General features: G+C 57.3%; 24 protein-coding genes. 9 read left to right on the plus strand and 15 right to left on the minus strand.

Going from position 1 to position 26082, the window contains the following annotated elements; all coding sequences use genetic code 11:
• The first annotated feature begins 3 nt into the window (after positions 1-3).
• Complete coding sequence (gene exoX / locus C1Y41_RS06365) at positions 4-672, plus strand: exodeoxyribonuclease X (RefSeq protein ID WP_104085095.1); 669 nt, start codon at positions 4-6, stop codon at positions 670-672.
• Here the strand turns inward: exoX and C1Y41_RS06370 are convergent.
• Positions 666-2729 (minus strand): prolyl oligopeptidase family serine peptidase, encoded by a 2064-nt coding sequence (locus C1Y41_RS06370; RefSeq protein WP_104085096.1) that lies wholly within the window; start codon positions 2727-2729, stop codon positions 666-668. The genes exoX and C1Y41_RS06370 overlap by 7 nt on opposite strands.
• Positions 2730-2824: 95 nt before the next feature.
• Positions 2825-3460: a tellurite resistance TerB family protein gene (locus C1Y41_RS06375; RefSeq protein WP_104085097.1), complete on the minus strand. Its 636-nt coding sequence runs from the start codon at positions 3458-3460 to the stop codon at positions 2825-2827.
• 163 nt (positions 3461-3623) lie between these two features.
• Here C1Y41_RS06375 and purT point away from each other — a divergent pair, with 163 nt between their 5' ends.
• Positions 3624-4802 carry a formate-dependent phosphoribosylglycinamide formyltransferase gene (purT, locus tag C1Y41_RS06380; protein ID WP_104085098.1) on the plus strand — a complete coding sequence of 393 codons (1179 nt, stop codon included), beginning with the start codon at positions 3624-3626 and terminating at the stop codon, positions 4800-4802.
• A gap of 50 nt (positions 4803-4852) precedes the next feature.
• Here purT and C1Y41_RS06385 read toward each other — a convergent pair whose 3' ends face one another.
• Together C1Y41_RS06385 and zwf are read right to left on the minus strand one after the other, a co-directional pair.
• Positions 4853-5491 (minus strand): bifunctional 4-hydroxy-2-oxoglutarate aldolase/2-dehydro-3-deoxy-phosphogluconate aldolase, encoded by a 639-nt coding sequence (locus tag C1Y41_RS06385; protein ID WP_094111070.1) that lies wholly within the window; start codon positions 5489-5491, stop codon positions 4853-4855.
• A 215-nt stretch (positions 5492-5706) separates the two neighbouring features.
• Positions 5707-7185: a glucose-6-phosphate dehydrogenase gene (gene zwf / locus C1Y41_RS06390; RefSeq protein WP_071668883.1), complete on the minus strand. Its 1479-nt coding sequence runs from the start codon at positions 7183-7185 to the stop codon at positions 5707-5709.
• A 617-nt stretch (positions 7186-7802) separates the two neighbouring features.
• Between zwf and pyk the strand changes: the two genes are divergently transcribed.
• Together pyk and C1Y41_RS06400 are read left to right on the plus strand one after the other, a co-directional pair.
• Entirely contained in the window at positions 7803-9278 is a 1476-nt protein-coding gene (pyk, locus tag C1Y41_RS06395; RefSeq protein WP_052246499.1) for a pyruvate kinase, read from the plus strand.
• A gap of 90 nt (positions 9279-9368) precedes the next feature.
• On the plus strand, positions 9369-10604 hold the full coding sequence (locus C1Y41_RS06400; protein WP_104085099.1) for an MFS transporter: 1236 nt from the start codon (positions 9369-9371) through the stop codon (positions 10602-10604).
• A gap of 45 nt (positions 10605-10649) precedes the next feature.
• Here C1Y41_RS06400 and lpxM read toward each other — a convergent pair whose 3' ends face one another.
• The 3 genes from lpxM to znuA form a co-directional block, all read right to left on the minus strand.
• Entirely contained in the window at positions 10650-11624 is a 975-nt protein-coding gene (gene lpxM / locus C1Y41_RS06405; RefSeq protein ID WP_039384875.1) for a lauroyl-Kdo(2)-lipid IV(A) myristoyltransferase, read from the minus strand.
• A gap of 125 nt (positions 11625-11749) precedes the next feature.
• Complete coding sequence (mepM, locus tag C1Y41_RS06410; protein ID WP_071668885.1) at positions 11750-13075, minus strand: murein DD-endopeptidase MepM; 1326 nt, start codon at positions 13073-13075, stop codon at positions 11750-11752.
• Positions 13076-13089: 14 nt separating this feature from the next.
• Positions 13090-14049, minus strand: a complete 960-nt coding sequence (gene znuA, locus C1Y41_RS06415) for a zinc ABC transporter substrate-binding protein ZnuA (protein ID WP_104085100.1) — start codon at positions 14047-14049, stop codon at positions 13090-13092.
• A 77-nt stretch (positions 14050-14126) separates the two neighbouring features.
• On the opposite strand from znuA, the gene znuC reads away from it, so the two are divergent.
• Both znuC and znuB read left to right on the plus strand, forming a co-directional pair.
• Entirely contained in the window at positions 14127-14882 is a 756-nt protein-coding gene (gene znuC, locus C1Y41_RS06420; RefSeq protein ID WP_039385977.1) for a zinc ABC transporter ATP-binding protein ZnuC, read from the plus strand.
• The gene (gene znuB, locus C1Y41_RS06425) at positions 14879-15664 is read left to right on the plus strand and encodes a zinc ABC transporter permease subunit ZnuB (RefSeq protein ID WP_071668887.1); all 786 of its coding nucleotides are present in this window, start codon (positions 14879-14881) and stop codon (positions 15662-15664) included. Before znuC ends, znuB begins: the two co-directional genes overlap by 4 nt.
• Positions 15665-15732: 68 nt before the next feature.
• Here znuB and ruvB read toward each other — a convergent pair whose 3' ends face one another.
• The 6 genes from ruvB to aspS form a co-directional block, all read right to left on the minus strand.
• Complete coding sequence (ruvB, locus tag C1Y41_RS06430; RefSeq protein WP_065649104.1) at positions 15733-16737, minus strand: Holliday junction branch migration DNA helicase RuvB; 1005 nt, start codon at positions 16735-16737, stop codon at positions 15733-15735.
• A gap of 8 nt (positions 16738-16745) precedes the next feature.
• Positions 16746-17360 (minus strand): Holliday junction branch migration protein RuvA, encoded by a 615-nt coding sequence (ruvA, locus tag C1Y41_RS06435; RefSeq protein WP_039384888.1) that lies wholly within the window; start codon positions 17358-17360, stop codon positions 16746-16748.
• A gap of 141 nt (positions 17361-17501) precedes the next feature.
• Positions 17502-18029 (minus strand): crossover junction endodeoxyribonuclease RuvC, encoded by a 528-nt coding sequence (gene ruvC, locus C1Y41_RS06440; protein ID WP_039384890.1) that lies wholly within the window; start codon positions 18027-18029, stop codon positions 17502-17504.
• A gap of 36 nt (positions 18030-18065) precedes the next feature.
• Positions 18066-18809, minus strand: coding sequence for a YebC/PmpR family DNA-binding transcriptional regulator (locus C1Y41_RS06445; protein WP_039384891.1), 744 nt, complete (start codon positions 18807-18809; stop codon positions 18066-18068).
• Positions 18810-19079: 270 nt separating this feature from the next.
• On the minus strand, positions 19080-19511 hold the full coding sequence (gene nudB / locus C1Y41_RS06450) for a dihydroneopterin triphosphate diphosphatase (protein ID WP_039384893.1): 432 nt from the start codon (positions 19509-19511) through the stop codon (positions 19080-19082).
• A complete protein-coding gene (aspS, locus tag C1Y41_RS06455) occupies positions 19511-21292 on the minus strand; it encodes an aspartate--tRNA ligase (protein WP_039384894.1) in 1782 nt (593 codons plus the stop codon). The genes nudB and aspS overlap by 1 nt, the downstream gene beginning before the upstream one ends.
• 201 nt (positions 21293-21493) lie before the next feature.
• On the opposite strand from aspS, the gene C1Y41_RS06460 reads away from it, so the two are divergent.
• The 3 genes from C1Y41_RS06460 (at position 21494) to cmoB (ending at position 24086) form a co-directional block, all read left to right on the plus strand.
• A complete protein-coding gene (locus tag C1Y41_RS06460) occupies positions 21494-22315 on the plus strand; it encodes a DUF72 domain-containing protein (RefSeq protein WP_071668892.1) in 822 nt (273 codons plus the stop codon).
• A gap of 77 nt (positions 22316-22392) precedes the next feature.
• On the plus strand, positions 22393-23121 hold the full coding sequence (gene cmoA, locus C1Y41_RS06465; RefSeq protein ID WP_039385978.1) for a carboxy-S-adenosyl-L-methionine synthase CmoA: 729 nt from the start codon (positions 22393-22395) through the stop codon (positions 23119-23121).
• Positions 23118-24086: a tRNA 5-methoxyuridine(34)/uridine 5-oxyacetic acid(34) synthase CmoB gene (gene cmoB, locus C1Y41_RS06470; protein ID WP_039384896.1), complete on the plus strand. Its 969-nt coding sequence runs from the start codon at positions 23118-23120 to the stop codon at positions 24084-24086. The genes cmoA and cmoB overlap by 4 nt, the downstream gene beginning before the upstream one ends.
• 45 nt (positions 24087-24131) lie before the next feature.
• Here cmoB and C1Y41_RS06475 read toward each other — a convergent pair whose 3' ends face one another.
• Positions 24132-24980 (minus strand): hypothetical protein, encoded by an 849-nt coding sequence (locus C1Y41_RS06475; RefSeq protein WP_104085101.1) that lies wholly within the window; start codon positions 24978-24980, stop codon positions 24132-24134.
• Between the two features lie 268 nt (positions 24981-25248).
• Positions 25249-26001: a copper homeostasis protein CutC gene (cutC, locus tag C1Y41_RS06480; RefSeq protein ID WP_071668894.1), complete on the minus strand. Its 753-nt coding sequence runs from the start codon at positions 25999-26001 to the stop codon at positions 25249-25251.
• Positions 26002-26082: the final 81 nt, after the last annotated feature.

Consider the following 26082-nt stretch of genomic DNA (forward strand, 5'->3'; position numbering starts at 1 on the left):
CCTATGTTACGCGTGATAGATACAGAAACCTGCGGCCTGCAGGGCGGCGTGGTAGAGATCGCCTCGGTGGATGTCATTGACGGACAGATTGTCAATCCGATGAGCGATCTGGTCTGCCCGGATCGCCCTATCAGTCGTCAGGCAATGATGGTGCATCGCATCACAGAAGCGATGGTGGCGGATAAACCTCCGATAGAAGCGATCATCAGCCGCTATCACGGCAGTCCGCACTATGTGGCTCATAACGCCAGCTTTGACCGCCGCATGCTGCCCGCCATGCCGGGCGAATGGATCTGCACCATGACGCTGGCGCGCAAACTGTGGCCCGGTATTAAATATGGTAATCAGGTGCTGCGGCACAGCCTGAAACTTGAGGTGACGCCGCCTGCAGACCTGCATGCACACCGCGCGCTTTATGACTGCTACGTTACCGCCGCGCTGCTGATCCGTATTATGGAGATCTCCGGCTGGAGTCCGGCGGAGATGGTAAGCCGGACTGAACCGGCTGCGCTCTCCGGCGATATCTTTCCATTTGGCAAATATCGCGGACAGAGTATCAGCGCTATTGCGCGCCGCGATCCGGGTTATCTGCGCTGGGTACTGGACAATGTCCGCGATCTGCGCCCGCCGCTGCGGCAGGCGCTGCGTAAATATGTCAAAGACGATCAGTAATCCACCCGATCCGGCAGGCTGCCCTGCGCCAGCGCAATCAGGAACGTAAATTCCTGCGCAACGCCCTCATAGGATTTAAAGCGTCCCGACTTACCGCCGTGGCCGGAGTCCATGTCGGTGCAGAGCAGAAGCAGCGCGTCACTGGTTTTATGTTCGCGCAGCTTTGCCACCCACTTGGCGGGCTCCCAGTACTGCACCTGTGAATCGTGCAGCCCGGTGGTGATCAGCAGATGCGGATACGCCTGCGCGGTCACATTATCATAGGGGCTGTAACGGCTGATGTAGTGATAGGCGTCGGGCTGTTCCGGATTGCCCCACTCATCATACTCGCCGGTGGTTAACGGAATAGTAGGATCGAGCATGGTTGTCACCACATCCACAAACGGCACCTGCGCTACCACGCCGTGGAACAGGGTCGGTGCCATATTGACAACCGCGCCCATCAGCAGCCCGCCCGCGCTACCGCCCATGGCGTAGAGACGCTGCGGATCGCCATAGCCTTTGGCCACCAGCCCCTGCGTCACGTCGATAAAATCGGTGAAGCTGTTCATCTTATGCATCAGACGGCCGCTGTCATACCACTGCTGGCCCAGCTCGCCCCCGCCGCGGACATGCACAATGGCATAGATAAAACCGCGCTGCAGCAGGCTGACGCGGCTGGCGCTAAAGTTCGCCTCCATTGTGCTGCCGTAGGCACCATAGCCATAGACCAGCAGCGGATTTTTACCGCGCTGAAAATATTTCCGATGATAAACCAGCGATACCGGCACTTCGGTACCGTCGCGCGTTTTGATCCACTGGTGCTCACTTCTGTACTCATCCGGATCAAAGCCTGGTATCGGCGTCTGTTTGAGGATGCGCCGCTCCCCGGTCTCCATATTCAGTTCAAACAGCGTATCGGGCGTGGTCATCGAGGAGTAGCCGTAGCGCAGCGTATCGCTCTCCGGCGTGGGGTTAAACGCCAGCCAGGTCACATAGGCGGGATCGTCAAACGCGATACCATAGCTCTCGCCGCTGGCGCGGTTAATCTGCCGCAAAGTACTGACGCCGCGCTGGCGCTCTTCTACTACCAGCCAGCTGCGAAACAGCTGGAAATCCTCCAGAACGACGTGCTCGCGCGCCGGTATCAGCGTCTCCCAGCGCTGCTCCGCCAGCCAGGCGCTGCGGTAGAGACCGAAGTTCTTGCCGTCGCGGTTCGAGCGGATATAAAAATTGTGGTTATAGTGGTCGATGCTGTATTCGTGATCGCGCTGGCGCGGGCAGAATACCTGCGGCTGCGCGTCAGGATACTCCGCGTCCAGCAGCAGGATCTCACTGGTGGTGGTGCTGAAGAGCGCAATCAGAATAAAGTGCTCTGACGTGGTTTTATGCACGCTAAGATGAAAGCTCTCATCCTTCTCTTCATATACCAGCTGGTCATCACTCTGCGGATGGCCCAGCTCATGGCGCCATATCTGATACGCCAGCAGCGTTTTCGGATGTTTGCGCACATAGTAAAGCGTACGCGAGTCGTTTGCCCAGGCTACGCTGGATGAGGCGTTATGTAATACTTCAGGATACCAGCTGCCGCTCTGCAGGTTACGAAAGCGGATACCATACTGACGGCGCGATAAAAAATCTTCCGCCAGTGCCATAACCTGATTGTCCGGGCTGATATCCAGCGCTCCCATGGTGTAGAAGTCGCTGTGCGCAGCGCGCCGGTTGCCGTCAAGCAGCAGCTGCCAGGGTGCGTCCGCTCCGCCCTCAACCGGCTGCCGATAAAACGCTGCATATTCGTTGCCAGCCTCATAGCGGCGCTGATAGCGAAAGCCGTTTTTCGTATAGGGCACGGAATAGTCCTGACCCGGAATACGATCGACAATCTCTTTCAGCACCTTCTCCTGCAGCGCATTCTGCGACGCCATCATCGCCCTGCCGTAGCGGTTCTCCTCCTGCAGATAGGCGAGCACGCTGGGGTCTTCACGATCGTCATCGCGCAGCCAGAAATAATCATCGGTGCGCGTATCGCCATGCAACGTCATGACATGCGGAATTTTTTTTGCCTGCGGCTGTTTCATAACGCGGTTTCTCCCGGAGAAATCGTTTTATGCAAGCGTGGCACCAATCAGGCGGGAATGCCAGAACTGCCGCAGGCGCAGCTTTTTCAGACCTCTCAGCCAGCAGATTCTGCGGCGATATCTCGCTGGATCCCGTCACGCACATCCTGCGGAATTTTCAGCGCATCGCCCAGCGCGGTGAGATAACTGCGCTCCATAAAGTGGTCGATATCGACAGCTGCACAGCTGAGCACGTATAGCTCCAGCGCCTCCTCTTCATTTTTTACTCCAGCCGCCAGCCACTGCGGATCGAGCGGACGCGCCATCGCCTGCTTAATCAGGCTTTCCGCCTGCGCGCCATAGCCCGCCTGCTGAATATGTTTCTCAATTGCAGCCTGTTCAGCCTCATCAATATGACCATCACTTTTGGCCGCAAATACCAGTGCAGCGATCAGCCGCTCTGCGCGCTGGTCAGGCGGCGTCTGCTGCCCGTCAGTGCCGGATGCGGGCGGATACGCTGTGCGGATACGATCTTTATATTTATTCCATAACAGCGCACCGGCTGCCGCACCGCCGCCCAGCAGCAGCGCCTTGCCGCCAAATTTTGTCAGCAGCTTACGTGACGATTTGCTGCCCGCCAGCACGCCTGCCAGCCCACCCAGTGCCCCGGGCCCCAGGAGGTCACCCAACCCGGAAGTGCCGCCCTTTTTCTTTGCCAGAACCGTCTGAAGCTGCTGCAGCCACTGATTCATTGTTTAACTCCCGTTTAAGTTAGCCCGCTTTATCCTGGCGCAACCTGCGTCAGAAAATGTCAGAGCAGGCAAAGTACGGAAAATCTTTACCGGCGTAAAACGTGAGCGCGCAAACGTTTTCGTATATACTGCTGGCGCTTTTTTGACTGCTAAGGTGACAGGTATGACAACTCTCGGAACGGCACTGCGACCCGGTGCCACGCGCGTTATGCTGCTGGGCTCAGGCGAGCTGGGTAAAGAGGTCGCGCTGGAGTGCCAGCGTTTAGGTGTGGAAGTGATCGCCGTCGATCGCTATGCCGATGCGCCGGCGATGCAGGTTGCGCATCGCAGCCACGTAATCAATATGCTCGATGGCGAGGCGCTGGCTGCACTGATTGCCCGTGAACAGCCGCACTTTGTGGTGCCGGAAATTGAGGCGATTGCCACCGATACGCTGGTTGAGCTTGAAGCCCGGGGGCAGAAAGTGGTGCCGACCGCACGCGCCGCACGCCTGACCATGAACCGGGAGGGGATCCGTCGTCTGGCCGCTGAAGAACTGAACCTGCCCACCTCACGCTATCAGTTTGCCGACAGCCAGGCGCACTTTTTTACCGCAGCGGAAGCGATAGGGTTTCCCTGCATCGTGAAGCCGGTGATGAGTTCATCCGGCAAAGGTCAGAGCTTTATTCGCAGCGCGGACGCGCTGCAGCAGGCGTGGGATTATGCCCAGCAGGGTGGTCGTGCCGGTGCCGGCCGGGTGATTGTTGAAGGCGTGGTCAGATTCGATTTCGAAATTACGCTGCTGACGGTCAGCGCCGTTGACGGCATCCACTTCTGCGCCCCGATCGGCCATCGCCAGGAGGAGGGAGATTATCGCGAATCCTGGCAGCCGCAGCAGATGAGCGCCGCTGCCCTCGCACGGGCGCAGGAGATTGCGGCCAGCGTGGTAAACGCGCTGGGTGGATATGGCCTGTTTGGCGTTGAGCTGTTCGTTTGTGGTGATGAGGTGGTGTTCAGCGAAGTGTCGCCCCGCCCGCATGATACCGGCATGGTGACGCTGATTTCTCAGGATCTCTCTGAGTTCGCTCTGCACGTGCGGGCGTTTCTCGGGCTGCCGATCGGCAGTATTCGCCAGTATGGACCGGCGGCGTCAGCCGTGATCCTGCCGCAGCTGGAGAGTCAGGATGTGCGCTTTGCGCACGTTGATGCCGCGCTGGGCGCGGGTCTGCAGCTGCGTCTGTTTGGTAAACCGGAGATCAGCGGACAGCGGCGCCTGGGCGTGGCGCTGGCAACCGGAGAGAGCACGGAAGAGGCGGTAGCGCGCGCCGTCGCCAGTGCGGCAGCGATAACCGCCGAAGGCTGACAGCGCTGGCAGCAGGCCATACGCCTGCTGCCAGATATCTGCTTCCCGGGCTACCGCGCGCCCGCTATCGCCTCACGCGCCAGCTGCGTGATCCGCTCCCAGTCGCCCTGCTGCAGCGCCTCATCCGGTACCAGCCACGAGCCGCCGATACACAGCACGCTTTTCAGCGCCAGATAGTCACGATAGTTTGCCGGTGAAATGCCGCCGGTCGGGCAAAACCGTACCTGCGGAAAAGGTCCGGCAAGCGCGGAAAGCGCCTTTACGCCGCCGCTGGCTTCAGCCGGGAAGAACTTGAATTCGCGCAGGCCATGATCCATACCCATCATCAGCTCTGATACGGTGCTGATCCCCGGGATCAGCGGTACCGGCCCCTCTGTTGCGGCCCGCAGCAGCGATTCGGTCAGTCCCGGGCTTATCACAAACTGCGCGCCTGCATCCGTGACCTCTTTCAGCTGTTGCGTGTTGATAACCGTACCGGCGCCCACAATCGCTTCCGGCACCTCACGAATAATGGCGCGCAGCGCATCCATCGCAACCGGCGTACGCAGCGTCACCTCCAGCACCCGGATACCGCCTGCGACCAGCGCTTTTGCCATCGGCACAGCGTGCTCAGGCTGCTTCACCACAATGACCGGCACGACCGGTCCGGTGCTCAGCACCTGCTCTGCACTTATCTTCCAGTTCTTCATGAGGTTTCCCTGGTCACCGCAGCCCCGACGGCTGCGTTCTCATCATTAGCGCTTTACCATACAAGATAAAACGGCTTTGCGTCTATGCAGCACCACGTGGTGATGCTGCTGTGGACTCTCTCTGCTATGGGCGTTGGCACGCGCTGCGCAAAAAAATACCCCTGCATGGCAGAGGTATTGGTTGAGTCTGAATAGCGCATCCGTACGACGGGCGATTACTCGCTAAATTCGTTCCATGAACGGCCGTCGCGGGTGATCATCGCAACGGAAGCCACCGGGCCCCAGGTGCCTGCCTGATACGGTTTAGAGGCATCGCCATCCGCATTCCAGGCCTCGATAATCGAATCCACCCAGCCCCATGCTGCTTCTACCTCATCGCGACGGACAAACAGCGCCTGAATGCCGCGCATCGATTCCAGCAGCAGACGCTCATAGGCATCCGCCAGATGTGACTGATTAAAGGTTTCTGAATAGCTCAGATCCAGCTTAGTGGTCTGCAGCTTATGCTTGTGATCCAGCCCTGGTACTTTGTTAAGGATCTCGATATCCACACCTTCATCCGGCTGCAGACGAATAGTGAGTTTGTTCTGCGGCAGTTCAGAATAGGAGTCTTTGAACAGGTTCATCTCCGGGTTCTTGAAATAGACGACGACCTCAGAGCATTTGGAAGGCAGACGTTTGCCGGTGCGCAGGTAGAAAGGTACACCCGCCCAGCGCCAGTTATCAATATCAACGCGAATAGCCACGAAAGTCTCGGTTGCGCTCTGCTTGTTAGCGCCCTCCTCTTCCAGATAGCCCGGTACTTTTTTACCCTGTACAAATCCTGCCGTGTACTGACCGCGTACGGTTTTTTCACGCACGTTGGTTTGATCGATCCGGCGCAGTGAACGCAGTACTTTTACTTTCTCATCGCGGATTGCATCTGCACTGAGATCGGAGGGCGGTGACATAGCAATCATGGTCAGTACCTGCAGCAGGTGGTTCTGAATCATGTCGCGCATCTGGCCCGCTTTATCAAAATAACCCCAGCGGCCTTCAATCCCCACCTCCTCTGCCACGGTGATCTGCACGTGGTCGATGGTGCGGTTGTCCCAGTTATTCACAAAGATTGAGTTAGCAAAGCGCAGCGCCAGCAGATTCAGCACCGTCTCTTTGCCCAGATAGTGGTCAATACGGAACACCTGGCTCTCGTCAAAGAATTTACCCACGCTGTCGTTGATTTCACGCGAGGTTTCTAGCGAGGTACCCAGCGGCTTTTCCATTACCACGCGGGCAGGTTTTGCGTTCAGCTTCGCTGCGCCAAGCCCTTCACAAATGGCACCGAACGTGCTCGGTGGCATAGCAAAGTAGTTAATGGTTACGCGCTCTTTTTGATCGAGCATTTTACCCAGTTTGGTGAAATGCGTTGTATCGTTCACATCGAGGTTACAGAAGTCGAGACGGCCGCTAAGCTTATCCCACAGCGCTTCATCAATCTTCTCTTTCATGAAGGTTTCCAGCGCCTCGCGTACCACTTTGGTATAAGCCGCTTTATCCCACTCCGCACGCCCTACTCCGATAATACGGGTGGTTTCGTGGATCTGACCAGCTTTCTCCAGCTGATACAGCGAAGGCAACAGTTTACGGCGTGCAAGATCGCCTTTGGCACCGAAAATCACCAGATCGCATGCCTGGGCTGTTTGTGTTACCGCCATTTTCCTCTCCTCGTTGCAGGATCTCCCGGATGTGCATCCTCACCATCCCGGACCTTTATTGTCATGTTCTTACGGCACAATGTACTTTTTTCGCCGCGCCAGGACAAGCGAGCGTCCCGCTGTTCATCGCGACGTCGCGTAACCAACAGGCCGGCGTCCCTGACCAGGGTTTACGTCAGTCATTACAGACGGGGCCTGCAGAAGTATGACAAAGAATTCAGCTTCGCATTTATCTGCCGCTGCGCGAAGGCGTGCTTCACAGAGCAAATTTTTACTAAATCATGGTGATGTAAGCGCTTTCATGTCTGTGCGGTGCCGTTCGGGCGCATTTTAGCTCTGCTATGCAGCCGTGTTATACCGATGCTAAAAATGCGCAAGCAAAACCGGGGGTATCCTGTGCCGCGTTTTAGCGTGATAGATCGCTCCGCACTTTGACAAAGCAGACCCATCTTAACAGGGTCAGACATTTGGTGTACCTTAGGTGTAAGCGTTTACCTGGCGTTAATACTTCAAGCCCTTTTGCGTCAACACCCTGGAAGCAGTATCAATAGCCAAACAGAGACACGCGCATTGTAAATTTAATGCCAATCAATCAGATAGAATAAAAGGATCACCGAATGACCAGCCCTACAGCTTTCATCTCAAAATCCCCGTCACGTCGTCTCAGAAGAACCAAGATTGTTACTACCCTCGGCCCGGCAACCGACCGCGACAATAACCTTGAAAAAATCATCGCGGCAGGCGCTAACGTAGTACGCCTTAATTTCTCCCACGGCACGCCCGAAGATCACCAGCAGCGCGCCGATCGCGTACGTCAGATAGCCGCCAAGCTGGGGCGTCACGTGGCGATTCTCGGCGACCTGCAGGGGCCAAAAATCCGCGTCTCTACGTTTAAAGAAGGGAAAGTATTTCTCAGCGTCGGCGATCGTTTTCTGCTTGATGCGAACCTGAGCAAAGGTGAAGGCGACAAAGAAAAAGTCGGCATCGATTACAAAGGATTGCCGGAAGATGTCGTGCCGGGCGATATTCTGCTGCTCGATGATGGCCGCGTACAGCTGAAGGTGCTGGAGGTGCAGGATGTGAAAGTCTTCACTGAAGTTACCGTCGGTGGTCCGCTCTCTAATAACAAAGGTATCAACAAGCTGGGCGGCGGCCTCTCTGCCGAAGCGCTGACTGAAAAAGATAAGCTGGATATCGTCACGGCGGCAAAAATCGGCGTTGATTATCTGGCGGTGTCATTCCCGCGCAATGGCGAAGATATGAACTACGCCCGTCGTCTGGCTCGCGACGCCGGCTGTGATGCAAAGCTGGTGGCCAAAGTGGAGCGCGCAGAAGCGGTTGCGACACAGGAAGCAATGGATGATATTATCCTCGCGTCTGACGTTGTCATGGTGGCGCGCGGCGATCTGGGCGTTGAAATCGGCGATCCGGAACTGGTTGGTATTCAGAAAGCGCTGATCCGTCGCGCCCGTCAGCTGAACCGCACCATCATTACCGCCACGCAGATGATGGAATCGATGATCACCAATCCCATGCCAACCCGTGCGGAAGTGATGGATGTGGCCAACGCCGTGCTGGATGGTACTGACGCCGTGATGCTGTCAGCGGAAACCGCAGCCGGGCAATATCCGGCGGAAACCGTTTCTGCGATGGCGAAAGTCTGCCTCGGCGCTGAAAAGATCCCAAGCGTAAACGTCTCCAAACATCGCTTGGACGTGCAGTTTGACAACGTCGAAGAAGCGATCGCGATGTCAGCTATGTATGCGGCAAACCATCTGCAGGGTGTTTCTGCCATTATTACCATGACCGAATCAGGCCGTACCGCGCTGATGACGTCACGTATCACGTCAGGTTTGCCGATTTTTGCGATGTCGCGCCATGAGCGTACGCTGAACCTGACCGCTCTCTACCGCGGCGTGACGCCGGTCTATTTTGACAGCAACAACGACGGTGTGGCTGCCGCCCACGACGCGGTAAATCTGCTGCGCGATAAAGGTTTCCTCGTCTCCGGCGACCTGGTGATTGTCACCCAGGGCGATGTGATGGGCGCAACCGGTACCACCAACACCAGCCGCGTGCTGCGCGTCGACTAACGGCGACGCGTTACGCGTAGCGGCTGTAAAAATGGACAAACGCGACTGCTCTGGCGGTCGCGTTTTATTTTGCATTTTCAGGGAGGCTTGATGGCCCGCTACCAACCTATTGTCCGCTTAACCGGACGTACGCTGCTGTTTCCACTGGCGCTGGTCCTGTTTGAGTTCGCTACTTATATCGCTCATGACATGATCCAGCCCGGCATGCTGCTGGTCACGCAGGAGTTTGCCGTCGGCCCGCAGTGGGTCTCCACCTCTCTGACTGCCTATCTGATGGGCGGCGTGGTGCTGCAGTGGCTGCTGGGCCCGCTATCAGATAAGTATGGCCGGCGTCCGGTATTGCTTTCCGGCATCCTGTTTTTTGTGCTGGCCTGCATCCTTACCACCTGGGTCAGCACAATTGAGCAGTTTGTCACGCTGCGCTTTGTTCAGGGCATCAGCCTCTGCTTTATTGGCGCCGTCAGCTATGCGGCGGTGCAGGAAGCGTTTGAAGAGGCGCTCGCGGTGCGGGTAATGGCTCTGATGGCGAATGTGGCGCTGCTGGCGCCGCTGGCCGGTCCGCTGGCCGGGGCGGCATGGCTTACCGCAGGCAGCTGGCGCAGTATGTTCTGGCTGTTTGCGATCTGCAGCGTGATAGCGTTTATTTTACTGTGGCGCATCATGCCGGAAACGGCAGGCGATCGCAGTCGCTCCGTAGCGCTGCCGGTGCTGGCGCGCGGCTATGGCCGGCTGGCGCGCGATAAACAGGTGATGTACGGTTCCTTTGCTATCGGCCTGGTGTTTATTCCCATTCTGACGTGGGTGGCGCTGTCTCCGGTGATCCTCATGCACGATGAGGGCCTGTCGCGCATGCATTATGCCCTGCTCCAGCTGCCGGTGTTTCTGGCTATGATTGCCGGCAATCTGACGCTGGGCAAACTGGCAGGCCGCGTACCGATTGAACAGCCGGTAAAACTGGCCGCCTGGCCCATCTTAATCGGACTCGGCATAGCGCTGATTGCCAACCTGATGAACAGCCACACCTACCTGCTGTTAACCGCCGGACTCAGTCTCTACGCGTTCGGGGCTGGCATGGTGAATGCCGGTCTCTATCGCCTGACGCTTTACGCCAGCAGTGAAGGCAAAGGCAGTATTGCCGCCATGCTGGGAATGATCAGCATCCTGACGCTGGCAGCGGGCATTGAGCTGGCTAAAGCGGGCTATTTTCACGGCGGTACGCCGTGGTTCAGTACGCTGAATTTTGCTGCGGGTCTGCTGTGGTTTGTGCTGGTTACGCTGTTTCTGCGTGAGCGCAGACGACTGAGCAGGGTCGAAGAGGTCGTATAACCGTGCGCTGCCGCTACGCACTGCGGGTAGCGGCAGCATACAGAATTACTTACGCGGATAGAGATCTTTACGCCGGTAAGGCTCGATATCCCCCTCTTTACGCGTTTTCAGCAGCTTCAGGATCCAGGTGTATTGCTCCGGATGCGGCCGCACAAAAATCTCCACTTCTTCATTCATACGGCGTGCCAGCCTGGTGTCATCCGCATCCACCAGATCGTCCATCGGCGGCCGCACGTAGATCTCTAGGCGGTGCGTTTTACTGTTGTATACCGGAAACAGCGGCACTACCCGCGCCCGGCAGACTTTCATCAGTCGTCCCACTGCCGGCAGCGTAGCCTTGTAGGTTGCAAAGAAATCGACAAACTCGCTGTGCTCAGCACCGTGATCCTGATCCGGCAGATAGTAGCCGTAGTAGCCCTGACGCACTGAGGCGATAAAGGGCTTAATCCCGTCGTTGCGCGCATGCATACGGCCACCAAACCGGCGACGTACGGTGTTCCACAGATAATCCATTAGCGGATCGCTCTGATTGTGAAACATCGCTGCCATCTTCTGCCCTTCCGACGCCAGCAGCATGGCGGGAATATCCACGCCCCAGCCGTGCGGCACCAGGAAGATCACATTCTCATTGTTATTCTGTAAGTCAGTAATAATTTCACGGCCGTGCCACTCTACCCGCTGGCGCACCCGCTCCGGGTTGCGCATGCCGAGTTCTGCCATCATCGCCATCGCCTGCGGCGCGGTAGCAAACATGCGGTCAGCAATCTCTTCGCGCTGCGCTTCACTCAGTTCCGGCAAGCAGTAATAGAGATTGATCAGCGCACGACGCCGCGCACTTTTTGCCAGCTTACCGGCAAAGGTGCCTAAGCTACCAAGGACCGGATCGCGCAGGCGTGGCGGCAGCATTGCCATGCCCGCCAGCGCACCAACCGCCAGCCAGCTTCCCCAGTATTTAGGTTTTAAAAAAGAACGTTGAAAAACGGGAATAAACTCGCTGTTATTTTTTTTTCGGGTTTCCATGCACTCGCCTCTGACAATGACGGCTCAATAATAGTGACGGCAGCTATTTTTGCAATCTTCACGCGCCTGAAAGCAAAAAACCGACGAATTAATCGTCGGTTTTACGTTTATTCGCCACCGGACTTTTACAGCGCCAGCTGCGGCAGCCAGGTTTTAACCTGTGCAAGGTAGGTACTGCGATCTTTCCCGGTCAGCCCTTCCATACGCGGCATTTTCGCCGTCAGCGGGTTAACAGCCTGATTATTAATCCACACCTCGTAATGCAGGTGAGGACCGGTTGAGCGCCCGGTATTACCCGAGAGCGCGATGCGATCGCCGCGTTTAACTTTCTGCCCCGGCTTTACCAGCGCACGGCTCAGGTGCATATAGCGCGTCATATACTGACGGCCGTGACGAATCGCCACGTAGTTGCCCGCAGCCCCGCCATTTTTAGCCACCACCACTTCGCCATCGCCGACGGCCAGCACCGGTGTCCCCACCGGCAGCGCAAAGTCGACGCCTTTATGCGGTGAGATGCGCCCGGTTACCGGGTTGAGGCGGCGCGGGTTAAAGTTTGAAGAGACGCGATACTGCTTAACCGTTGGAAAGCGCATAAAGCCCCGCGCCAGACCCGAACCGCTGCGATCGTAGAACTTGCCATCTTCCGCGCGGAAGGCGTAGTAATCTTTGCCGCCGCTGCGCACGCGCACGCCCAGCAGCTGGCTCTGGGCACTTTTGCCATCCAGCATCTCGCGCGACATCAGCACGCTGAACTCATCGCCCGAACGCAGTTTGCGAAAATCCATCTGCCACTGCATCGCTTTAATGACGTTGCTGGTTTCAGCGCTGCTCAGACCGGCACGCTGCGCACTGGCAGCAAAGCTGCCGCGCACTTCCCCTTTCAGCACGCTGTTTTGCCATTCGCCTTTTTGCATCTCCTGCTGCATGCTGAAGCTGCCATTTGGCTGACGCGCATAGGTACGGGTTTCACGGCGGTTGATTTCCCAGCTAAACGCCTGCAGCTGCCCTTCTGCATCCAGCGTCCAGCTCAGCTGCTGGCCCACCTGCAGATTGCGCAGCGCTTTATCACTGGCGACCAGCGCATTGATGTCGCTGAGATCGATGCCATACTGATTCAGCGCGCTGCTTAATGTATCGCCAGATGAAATGGTGTAGTCATGCTGATCGGGATTGTCAGGCACATCTTTGTCGATATCGTCCGCCGGCAAATCCTCTTCAGGTTCGGCCGTGGTTTGATCGATAGGCTCGCTGGCTTCCGGCAGCAGAGTGCGCAATGCGTTTTTATCCAGCGCAATCTCTTTGACAATCGGCGCAACGTCATGGGGATGATAGACATACGGCCGCCAGACAGCGACGGCCAGTGTGACAACGGTTAATGACCCCAGCATAACGCGGTGGGGGCGCGGCAAATTATTAAATGCGAGGGCGACAGAGCGGGCTATCTGCTGCACTTTTATCTTTTCCTCTATGCTCCATTCAGGCAGCTCGCATACTGGCTCGACAGCTGTGAGAGGAATTTCACATAACTGTCTTTGGTTAAGCTGATCCCCATGCCTAATGGATCCAGCGTGCCTTTGCGTACGCTGGTGCCACGTGACACGGCATCGATGACCGCCGGCCTGAATTGTGGCTCAGCAAAAACGCATACGGCTTTTTGCTCAACCAACTGTGTTCGTATTTGATGTAAACGCTGAACGCCAGGCTGGATTTCAGGATTGACGGTAAAATGCCCCGCGGGGGACAAACCGTAGTGTTTCTCAAAATAGCTATACGCGTCGTGAAAAACGAAATAACCCTTGTTCCGCACCGGCGCAAGCTGCGCGCCAATGTGTTTGTCCGTCTCGGCCAGTGCTGCTTCAAACTGCTGCAGATTGGCGTCAAGTTTGGCTTTGCTTTCGGGCATAAGTTCCAATAATTTTCCGTGGATTGCAACAGCGGATTCTTGTGCAATCTTCGGTGACATCCACAGATGCATGTTATATTCACCATGATGATGGTGAGTATGAGAGGAGTCCTGATCTTCGGACTTATCTGAGGCGTGCCCTTCTTCGTGCTCATCCTCATCTTCTCCGCCCCGAATCAGCTGAGATTTCACCGCCGGCAGCGCGGCGATTTCCAGGTTCCTGCTGGCGGGCAGAGCGGCGGCAGGTTTGGTCAGGAAAGCCTCCATTTCAGGCCCGACCCAGATGACTAAGTCCGCGTTTTTAATGCGTTTTACATCAGAAGGACGGAGTGCGTAATCGTGTTCCGAGGCGCCATCCGGCAGCAATACTTCAACCGGCGTAATGCCTTCTGAAATCGCAGCTGCGATAAATCCTAACGGTTTGATTGACGTGACGACCGCTGAGTGGGCCGGAAGCGCAAGCGCGGCTAAAATGGCAGTGGCAGAAAGGTTAAAAAACAGGCGCTGCTTATTGTGTAACATAATGCGTCATTCCATCGTGACTGGGTGATGGAATGTGATATTATAACATTCTAATTTCAATGCAACCCGTAAATTATATGTCTTCACTTGTTACACTTGACGATATTTCAGTGACCTTTGCCCAGCGCCGTGTGCTGGCAGGTATCTCGCTGACGCTTCAGCCTGGTAAAATTCTGACCCTGCTGGGCCCTAACGGCGCCGGCAAGTCAACGCTGGTGCGAACGGTTTTAGGTCTGCTGACGCCGGACCGCGGCAGCGTACAGCGCGCGCCGGGTCTGCGTATTGGCTACGTGCCGCAAAAATTGCATATCGATCCCACGCTGCCGGTTACCGTAGAACGCTTTATGCGTCTGACAGGCGGCAGCAGGCGTGCCGATATCCTGCCGGCGCTGAAGCGCGTACAGGCCGGGCATCTGCTGCAGGCGCCGCTGCAGAAACTCTCCGGTGGTGAAACGCAGCGCGTATTGCTGGCGCGCGCCCTGCTGAACCAGCCGCAGCTGCTGGTGCTGGATGAACCAACCCAGGGCGTTGATGTAAACGGTCAGGTGGCGCTTTACGATTTAATCGATCAGCTGCGACGCGAACTTAACTGCGGCGTGCTGATGGTCTCACACGATCTGCATCTGGTGATGGCGAAAACCGACGAAGTGCTGTGCCTTAACCACCATATTTGCTGTTCCGGTACGCCGGAAGCGGTGTCGCAGCATCCTGAGTTTATCGCCATGTTTGGTCCGCGCGGCGCACAGCAGCTGGCCATTTACCGGCATCAGCATAACCATCGTCACGACCTACAGGGACGTATCGTTTTACGCAAAGGAAACAGCCCGTCATGATTGAATTATTACTTCCCGGCTGGCTCGGCGGCGCGCTGCTGGCGCTGGCGGCCGGACCGCTCGGCTCATTTGTGGTCTGGCGCCGCATGTCCTACTTTGGCGATACCCTGGCGCACGCCTCGCTGCTGGGCGTGGCTTTTGGCCTGCTGCTGAACGTTAACCCTTACTACGCGGTTATCCTGGTGACAATCTGTCTGGCGCTCGGCCTGGTATGGCTGGAACGTCGCCCGCATCTGGCCATTGATACGCTGTTAGGGATTATGGCGCACAGCGCGCTTTCACTTGGTCTGGTGGTGGTCAGCCTGATGCAGGGAGTCCGCGTTGATCTTATGGCCTACCTGTTTGGTGACCTGCTGGCGATTACGCCAGACGATCTCTGGCTGATGGGCGGCGGCGTTGCCATTGTACTGGTGGTAATGGCGTGGCAGTGGCGCGCCCTGCTCTCTATGACCATCAGTCCGGAGCTGGCGCAGGTTGACGGCGTGAATATTCAGCGTACCCGGCTGATGCTGATGCTGGTGACCGCCCTGACGATTGGCGTCGCAATGAAGTTTGTCGGCGCGCTGATTATTACCTCACTGCTGATTATCCCTGCCGCAACGGCGCGCCGCTTTTCGCGCTCTCCGGAACAGATGGCGGGCTATGCAACGCTCGCCGGACTGATCGCCGTGACCGGTGGCCTGACGTTCTCCGCCACCTATGATACCCCTGCCGGACCTTCTGTGGTGCTCTGCGCCGCCGTGCTGTTTATACTCAGCATGATAAAAAAACCGGCTGTCTGAGTTATCCGTTCAGCCATGCAAAACGGGCACCTGAGGTGCCCGTTTTTTGTCTGCCTGCGTGCTGCACCCTACTCTTCGCGCACGATATCAAAGTGCCGGTAAGCGTGCTGCGTTGCCATACGGCCGCGCGGCGTACGCTGAATAAATCCCTGCTGGATCAGGAAAGGCTCTATAACATCCTCGATCGTTTCGCGCTCTTCGCCTATTGCTGCCGCCAGGTTATCCAGCCCTACCGGGCCACCCATAAACTTATCGATAATCGCCAGCAGCAGCTTGCGGTCCATGTAATCAAAACCCTGCGTATCGACATTCAGCATATCCAGCGCGCTGGCCGCCACGTCACCGCTCATGTTGCCTGCGGCACGGACATCGGCAAAATCACGCACGCGGCGCAGCAGGCGATTAGCGATACGCGGGGTGCCGCGTGCGCGACGGGCCACTTCCAGCGCGCCCTCTTCACTCAGCGTCAGACCGAGACAGGCCGCGCTGCGGCTGACAATGTGCTGCAGATCCGGCACGTTATAGAACTCAAGCCGCTGGACAATGCCGAAACGATCGCGCAGCGGGGAGGTCAGCGACCCGGCGCGCGTCGTCGCGCCAATCAGGGTAAACGGCGGCAGATCGAGCTTGATTGAGCGGGCGGCCGGCCCCTCACCGATCATGATATCCAGCTGATAATCTTCCATTGCCGGATAGAGCACCTCTTCCACTACCGGGGAGAGACGGTGGATCTCATCAATAAACAGGACGTCGTGCGGTTCGAGATTGGTGAGCATCGCCGCCAGATCGCCCGCTTTCTCCAGCACCGGCCCTGACGTCGTGCGCAGATTAACGCCCATCTCATTCGCCACGATATTCGCCAGTGTGGTTTTCCCCAGCCCAGGCGGGCCGAAAATCAGCAGATGGTCAAGTGCATCGCCGCGCAGCTTTGCCGCCTGGATAAAGATCTCCATCTGTTCGCGCACCTGCGGCTGACCGACATACTCCGCGAGCAGCTTCGGGCGAATAGCACGATCCAGGCTCTCTTCTTCATTATATGAACTGCCCGAGACCAGGCGATCGGCTTCAATCATGTGTTACCTCAGATAGCTGCACGCAGCGCTTCGCGGATCAGGGTTTCGCAGTCTGCGTCAGGTTTGCCCACTTTGCTGATCATGCGGCTGGCTTCCTGCGGTTTATATCCCAGTGCCACCAGTGCAGCCGCCGCTTCTGCTTCAGCGTCGTTGCTCTCCGGCGCGACCGCTGGGGTCGTCAGCGTGAAGGCTGAGTCGCCGCCAAAGAGGTCGCCATGCATGCCTTTAAAGCGATCTTTCATCTCAACCACCAGGCGCTCAGCGGTTTTTTTGCCGACACCCGGCAGCTTCACCAGCGAGGCGACCTCTTCACGCTCAACAGCGGTCACAAACTGCTGCGCTGACATGCCCGATAGGATCGCCAGCGCCAGCTTGGGGCCAACGCCGTTGACTTTGATCAGCTCGCGAAAGAGCGCGCGCTCCTGTTTGCTGTTGAAACCAAACAGCAGCTGGGCATCTTCACGCACCACGAAATGGGTGAAAATGACCGCCTCCTGGGCGATCTCCGGCAGCTCGTAGAAGCAGGTCATTGGCATATGCACTTCATAACCGACGCCGTGCGCTTCAAGCAGCACCAGCGGCGGCTGTTTTTCCAGAATGTTGCCTCGTAAACGACCAATCACCTGAGCAATTCCTTAATCTGTGAGTAAGCGGTGCAGGGTATTCCCTGTGACCAGCGCAGCCGCTGGCGGTGTGATAGCGGCTATGTATAACATAAAAAAGGCTGGATGCATATCCAGCCTGTTAGCGCGTCTGATGGCAGCTTAACCCGAGCGCAGCCGCCCGCGCGTCATCACCAGTTTGCTGTCGCTCATGCGCGCCGCATTCTGGCTAACGTGGCAGTGGGTGATGGCGATAGCCAGCGCATCTGCCGCATCCGCCTGCGGGTTGGCCGGCAGTTTCAGCAGCGTGCGGACCATATGCTGCACCTGGCTCTTCTCCGCCCCGCCGGTTCCGGTAACCGTCTGTTTGACCTGCCGCGCCGCATATTCAAACACCGGCAAATCGGCATTGACCGCGGCCACAATCGCTGCGCCGCGAGCCTGGCCAAGTTTCAGTGCCGAATCCGCATTTTTCGCCATAAACACCTGCTCAATCGCAAAGTAGTCAGGCGAAAACTGCGTGATGATTTCGCAGACGCCGGCATAAATCAGCTTCAGGCGTCCCGGTAAATCGGTCACGTTGGTGCGGATACAGCCGCTGCCCAGGTAGCTCAGCTGACGGCCGGTCTGACGGATAACGCCGTAGCCGGTAATGCGCGAGCCGGGGTCAATCCCGAGAATAATCGCCACAGCACGCCTCCGGTTGCCGGAAAAATAACCACGCCATTACAGCGTTTCCGCCACCTCGTCAGAGATCTCACCGTTGTGATAAACCTCCTGCACGTCGTCGCAATCTTCCAGCATATCGATCAGCCGCAGCAGTTTTGGTGCCGTTTCTGCATCCAGTTCCGCTTTGGTTGACGGGATCATGGAGACTTCAGCGCTGTCAGCTTTCAGACCGCCCGCTTCCAGCGTATCACGCACGTTGCCCAGCTCTTCCCACGCTGTGAAGACATCGATGGCACCGTCATCATAGCTCACCACATCTTCCGCACCCGCTTCCAGTGCTGCTTCCATCACCGCATCTTCATCCTGACCCGGAGCAAAGGAGATCACTCCTTTTTTGCTGAAGAGATAGGAGACAGAGCCGTCAGTGCCCAGATTACCGCCGGTTTTGGTGAAGGCGTGGCGCACTTCTCCGACGGTACGGTTACGGTTGTCACTCAGGCATTCGATCATTACCGCAGAGCCGCCCGGACCGTAGCCTTCATAAATGATGGTTTCCATATTGGAATCATCTTCGCCGCCGACGCCGCGTGCAATGGCGCGGTTCATGGTGTCGCGCGTCATGTTATTTGAGAGCGCTTTATCCATCGCTGCGCGCAGACGCGGGTTAGAACCTGCATCGCCGCCGCCCAGCTTCGCGGCAGTGACCAGCTCGCGAATGATTTTAGTAAAGATCTTGCCGCGCTTGGCGTCCTGCGCCGCCTTACGATGTTTTGTGTTCGCCCATTTACTGTGACCAGCCATCTTACATTTTCTCCGATCTTTTACAGGGTGCAGGCTATCTTGCCTGCGCTCTTATCCCCGGCAGCATCCACGCCATCCGCACGCAGAGATCTGCGCGGCGGTGGTGGCGCTGACGATGAACAATTGCGCTGCGCCGATAACGCCTGACTGCTCAATGTTAGCGGTGCGGTTTGATAAAACAGCACACGATAGTTGGACGAAGGGAATACGCTTCGTCGAATGTGTGGAATTTACCCTGGTTGCCACCGGAAAACACGCGGCGGCGCTCGCTCAGATAAACTCTTCAATCGCCTGGCGATTGCTCCAGGATTTGGTTAACGCCGCAGCCTCTTCAGCGATCAGCCAGCGGGCAGCCAGGTGCTCACTCAGCAGCGGCATCCGTTCAGCCGGCAGCGCCAGCCGGAACCAGTGCTCGCGATTGTGCGTTATGCCTGGTGCATAGCGGTGACGAAAATGAGGGAAGATCTCAAATTCAATCTGCCGCTGGCAATCTTCAAGCTGCAGCCCTTCGCCACAGATATCGATCGCCAGCTCTTCCGCCACTTCGCGTGCTGCAGCCTGAGCCGGCGTTTCACCCGGCTCCAGACTGCCGGTGACCGACTGCCAGAAGCCGTGATCGTCGCGCCGCTGCAGCATCAACACCCGGCCGGTATCTCGCGCAAAGATCACCACCAGCACCGATACCGGATGTTTAAAGCCCATTACTGCTGCTCTGGCTTTTCTTTCTTCGCGACAATCTGAATGCCCAGATCGCTCAGCGCAGCTGGATTTGCCAGGCTTGGTGCTTCCGTCATCATACAGGCTGCCGCCGTGGTTTTCGGGAAAGCGATCACGTCACGAATATTATCGGTGCCGGTGAGCAGCATAGTCAGACGATCAAGGCCAAACGCCAGACCGGCGTGCGGCGGCGTACCATATTTGAGCGCGTTCAGCAGGAAGCCAAACTTCTCCTGCTGTTCTTCAGCCGTAATGCCGAGAATGCTGAACACGGTCTGCTGCATCGTCCCGTTGTGGATACGCACAGAGCCGCCGCCCACTTCGTAGCCGTTGATCACCATATCGTAGGCATTAGCCACTGCCTGCGTCGGCTCGGCTGCCAGCTGCTCCGCCGTAAGCGACTTAGGTGAGGTAAACGGATGGTGCATCGCTGCCAGACCGCCTTCGTCATCCTCTTCAAACATCGGAAAGTCGATGACCCAGAGCGGTGCCCAGGCTTTCTCGTCGGTGATCTTCAGGTCGCGGCCAGCTTTCAGGCGCAGTGCACCCAGCGCATCCGCCACAACTTTAGCGCGATCGGCGCCAAAGAAGATCAGATCGCCATCCTGCGCGCCGGTGCGATCCAGAATCGCTTCCACGATCTCAGGCGTCAGGAATTTAGCCACCGGACTTTGCACGCCTTCAGCGCCACTGGCGCGGGCGTTGATTTTCATCCATGCCAGGCCACGTGCACCATAAATCTCAACAAACTTCGTATATTCATCAATCTGCTTACGCGTCAGCGTCGCACCGCCCGGCACGCGCAGCGCAGCAACCCGTCCTTTGGCGTCGTTCGCCGGACCAGAGAACACCTTAAACTCTACGTCTTTCAGCAGATCGGCAACGTCCACCAGTTCCATCGGATTACGCAGATCGGGTTTATCAGAGCCGTAGCGGTTCATCGCTTCTGCAAACGTCATCAGCGGGAAATCACCCAGATCAACGCCTTTGATCTCAAGCCAGAGCTCGCGGATCAGGCGCTCCATCTTCTCCCGCACCTCTTCCGCGCTCATAAAGGAGGTTTCAACGTCGATTTGCGTAAATTCAGGCTGGCGATCGGCCCGCAGATCTTCATCGCGGAAGCATTTTACAATCTGATAGTAGCGATCGAAGCCGGACATCATCAGCAGCTGCTTAAACAGCTGTGGCGACTGCGGCAGCGCATAGAACTTGCCTTTATGCACGCGGCTTGGCACCAGATAGTCGCGCGCGCCTTCCGGCGTTGCTTTGGTCAGCATCGGCGTTTCAATATCCAGGAAACCTTCACTGTCCATAAAGCGGCGAACAAAGCTGGTAATTCTGGCGCGCGTTTTCAGGCGCTGTGCCATCTCCGGGCGACGCAGATCGAGGTAACGATAGGTCAGACGCGCTTCTTCGCTATTGACCTGGTTGGAGTCCAGCGGCAGCGGCTCCGCGCGATTAATGATGGTCAGCGCGTGGGCAAACACTTCGATATCGCCGGTCGCCATATCGCTGTTGCGGTTTTTCTCTTCACGCGCGCGCACCGTACCGGTGATCTGGATGCAGAATTCGTTGCGCAGCTCAGACGCCAGCTGGAAAGCCTCCTGATAATCGGCATCAAAAAACACCTGAGCGATCCCTTCGCGGTCACGCATATCGATAAAAATCAGGCTGCCGAGATCGCGACGGCGATTAACCCAGCCGCAGAGAGTAACTTGCTGACCCACATGAGACAGGTTGAGCTGTCCGCAATATTCTGTACGCATAACGTATCCTTTTAACTTCGCCGCTGCTGCCAGGCAGCATCAGGGCGCGTAACCTCTGAAGATGCTGCCGCAAAAAAGGCAGCTATTATAATGGAAAAAGCCAGGCAGGATAAGTAGAGCTGCTGCAAAGCAGCTAATTCATCGGCATTTATGCGTTATCCTCTGCCCGCTTTCTCTTACAACCGGCATCCGGAGTCCGTTTTGACGCTTCGTATTGGTCTACCACAATGGCATCACCCGCAGTGGAAACAGTTTGGTCTGCACACGCTGGAGGATTATGCGCGTCTGTTTAGCTGCGTAGAAGGGAATACAACGCTGTATGCGCTGCCAAAACCTGAGGTGGTGCAGCGCTGGCGCGACATGACGCATGACGATTTCCGCTTCTGCTTTAAATTTCCCGCAACCATCTCTCATCAGGCTGCTCTGCGTAATTGTGATGATTTAGTCAGCGATTTTTTTCGCCTGCTGGATCCGCTCAGCACGCGCCTGGGGCAATACTGGCTGCAGCTGCCCGCCAGTTTTTCACCGGCACAGCTTGACGATTTGTGGCGCTTTCTGGATAGCCTGCCGCGCAGCTTCAGCTATGGCGTTGAAGTGCGTCATCAGGCATTTTTTGCCCGTGGCGAGGCGGAGCGCCAGCTAAACCGTGGCCTGCACGCGCGCGGCGTTAACCGGGTGGTACTCGACAGCCGGCCGGTGCACGCTTCTGCCTCACAATCGGCTGCCGCTATCGACGCGCGGGCGAAAAAACCGCGCGTGCCGCCACATGCGGTGCGCACCGGCACTCAGCCGATGGTCCGGTTTATCGGCAGCGATAGCGTGGCAGAGAGCGAAGCCCTCTTTCCGCCGTGGCGCAGCAAGCTGGCAGCGTGGCAGACAGAGAGCGATCCGCTGCTGTTTATTCATACGCCGGATATGGGAGAGGTGTTTCCGCTGGTACAGGCGCTCTGGCCACAGCTGCAGGCGCTGGAACCCGGCCTGCGCGACCTGCCAGCGTGGCCGCAGCAGAGCGCGCTGTTCTGAGCAGGGAAACGGGTGCAGCAGAGGCGACTTTCTGCCAGAATAGCGCCCTTTCCGTTTTTCTCTTCGGATTTTCCATTATGTCTGACCGCGATACGCTATTTTCCGCACCTATCGATAAGCTGGGTGACTGGACCTTTGACGAGCGCGTGGCTGAAGTCTTCCCCGATATGATTCAGCGCTCGGTGCCCGGCTACTCCAACATCATTTCAATGATTGGTATGCTGGCAGAACGCTTTGTACAGCCCGACAGCCAGGTGTATGACCTCGGGTGTTCACTGGGGGCCGCCACTCTTTCGGTGCGCCGCAATATCCGCGTACCCGGCTGCCAGATTATTGCCGTGGATAATTCGCCGGCGATGGTTGAGCGCTGCCGCCGCCATATCGACGCCTTTCGTGCCGATACGCCGGTACAGGTGCTGGAGGCTGATATCCGCGATATCGAAATTGAGAACGCTTCGCTGGTGGTGCTCAACTTTACGCTGCAGTTTCTGGCGCCTGACGCCCGCATTGCGCTGCTGGAAAAAATTGCCCGCGGCCTGAATCCCGGCGGCGCCCTGGTGCTGTCAGAAAAGTTCAGCTTTGAAGATGCTGAGGTGGGCGAACTGCTGTTTAACATGCATCACGATTTCAAGCGTGCCAACGGCTACAGCGAACTGGAGATTAGCCAGAAGCGCAGCATGCTGGAGAATGTCATGCTGACCGACAGCGTGGAAACGCACAAAGCCCGCCTTAAAGCGGCGGGCTTTGCTCATGCAGAACTCTGGTTCCAGTGCTTCAACTTTGGTTCACTGGTGGCGCTGAAATGATCGACTTTGGCCGTTTTTATCAGCAAATCGCCACCGGCCCGCTGGCGAGCTGGCTGGAAGTTCTGCCGGCGCAAATCGCGGCCTGGCAGCGTGACAATCTGCACGGACATTTTCGCAACTGGGAAAAAGCGGTGGAGTATCTGCCGCTGCTGACGCCGCAAACGCTGGATCTGGTGCACAGCGTCAGCGCGCAGCGTGACGATCTGACCGATCGCCAGCGCGCCGGTATTGAAAAGCTGCTGCGTAATCTGATGCCGTGGCGTAAAGGCCCCTATGCGCTTTACGGCACGGAGATCGACACGGAATGGCGCTCTGACTGGAAATGGGATCGGGTGTTACCCCATATCTCTCCGCTCGCCGGGCGGACGATTCTGGACGTTGGCTGCGGCAGCGGCTATCACATGTGGCGTATGCTGGGCGCTGGCGCGCAGATGGTGGTGGGCATCGACCCGATGCAGCTGTTTCTCTGCCAGTTCGAAGCGGTACGTAAGCTGCTGGGTGACGATCGCCGCGCGCATCTGCTGCCGCTCGGCATTGAACAGCTGCCCGCGCTGCAGGCGTTTGATACCGTATTCTCAATGGGCGTGCTCTACCACCGCCGTTCACCGCTCGATCATCTGCTGCAGCTGAAAAATCAGCTGGTGAGCGAGGGTGAGCTGGTGCTGGAAACGCTGGTGATTGAGGGCGATGAACATGCCGTCCTGGTACCGGGTGAGCGCTATGCGCAGATGCGCAACGTCTACTTTATTCCGTCAGCGGCAGCGCTGAAAGGCTGGCTGGAGAAGTGCGGTTTTGTTGATGTACGCATTGCCGACTATGCGGTCACGTCCGTGGAAGAGCAGCGTCGCACCAGCTGGATGACCAGCGAGTCGCTGGCAGAGTTTCTCGATCCGGCCGATAGCAGCAAAACGGTTGAGGGTTACCCCGCGCCGCTGCGCGCCGTACTGGTTGCCCGCAAGCCCTGAAAATACGCGCCGCGACGGCATCGCGGCGCGTCAGGTATTATCCTGCTACTGCTCATCTGCTGACCGATCCCAGTACTGATATTTATAGGCGGAAGTAAGATGACGCTCGATAGTGCCTTTGGCAAACATCTCTTTTTCGTGCAGAAAACTCAGCGTACAGTTGCCGGCTTCATCCCAGAGCTGACAGGTGTCCGTAGAGTGCAGCGTGCTGACCGGCGTGGTCGCCAGCCCGCTTAATCCCAGCTCGCGCCACTGCTTATCATAACGCCAGATCTCCCGGCTGCGCGCGCTTTGCGTCTCAACCACCCGATCCTGCGCATTCCAGCGCCAGCGGTTTTCACCGTTATTCTGTTTATCGCTGCCGCGCGTGACGCTCTTCTGCACCCGTAATCGCGGGTCGTAATGATAGGCGATCGCTGCAGAACCCTCACTGCCCATATTCACGAATTTATCGGTGGCGCTGATGATGTTTCCCTGCGGCCCTTTGCGCCAGCTCAGCGTACCCTGTCGCTGATCCACCACTTCTTCACGCCCCGACTTAATCGCGGTAACCCGCCAGGCGTACTCCGCTACCCAGCCGCGCTGTACGCGGGCAATATGCTGCTCCATGCTCAGCACAATATTCCCTTCGCGCTTATCGTAGCTGATATCAGCCACCATCAGGTCGCCGCAGCGGTCAAACTGGCCCAGCACGCGTTTCTGGGAGTCAACGTCTTTACCAAACTCCCCGGCAATAACCTGCCGCACCGCGCCTTTTGCCGCGCCGCCCAGCAGGATCCAGAGATTGCTGCTGCTGATGTTATGGCTGAGCGGCGGACAGGGAGCGGTGGCCGCCTGCGTCGGGCAGGCAGCTAAATATGTCAGCAACAGCGTTGCACAAAGGTGGCATTTCATAGGGTTATCCGCATGGAGCCATCTGTTAAGCAAAGCACCTTTTCCGGCAAATCGCTATGCAGATGGCGGGCGGAGAGGAAAATTATGCCGGGTATAGCGAATATACAAGGGGCTGAATCAACCGCAGAACAGGCTATGTTTGCCGGCAGCCGGCTCACCTGCGCGTTTTTAACGGCATAAAAAAAACCCCAGCAAATGACTGGGGCGTGGTACTTGCAAACATCACGTCAGGGTTGGTGGCGTGCTGTGCGGCAAAATCGATAGCGGATCAGGCGACCCGGTTAACGTTCATCTGCATCATGCTTTTCATGGCTTCTATTACGTCACCATCAACGCAGGAACGGCTGAATTCATCGGTTTCTGCTTCGGCGCACATCGAAACACCCGCTTTGCGATAGCGCATAGGGGAAGCGATGGCGCGACTGGCTGAGCTGTGGACCTCCTGCAAGCCGCAATCCAGAAACTTCTGCAGATTACTCAGGCGTACACCAGCACCGGCCATAATGATTGGACCCGTGCTTAATTGATTAAGTTCCCTGAGTAGTGCAATTCCTGTTTCTGCACTCTGCTGCTGGCCTGACGTCAGAATGCGCGCGACACCCAGATCGGTCAGCACCTCCAGCGCCCGCCTGGGGCTGTGGCACAGATCAAACGCCCGGTGAAAGGTCACGGCCAGGCCATCGCACAGTTGCATAATCTGCTGCATACGCGGCACATCGATATGCGCATCTTCATCCAGAACGCCCACGACGACGCCGGGAAAGCCCCATTCGCGTATCTGCGCGATATCCGATTTCATGATGTCAAACTCCAGACGGGAGTAGCAAAAATCGCCGCCGCGCGGCCGGATGATGGGATGCACCGGAATAGTCAGCTCGCGCAGCGCGGCCTGCAGCATGCCCGCTGATGGCGTCAGCCCGCCCTCGCGCGGGGCGCTGCAAAGCTCTACGCGATCGGCACCGGCGCGCTGGGCGGTCACTGCGCAATCAATGCCGTAGCAACAAATTTCCAGTTTCGTCATCGGTTTCTCCTTATCACGACTGCTGGCTCAGAGGGGGTAGCTTCGGTTAGTCTGTTACTCACTCATTTTACGTGGAAAGCG

It is taken from the genome of Pantoea sp. ICBG 1758 (genome assembly GCF_002928325.1).
GTDB lineage: Bacteria > Pseudomonadota > Gammaproteobacteria > Enterobacterales > Enterobacteriaceae > Pantoea > Pantoea eucrina.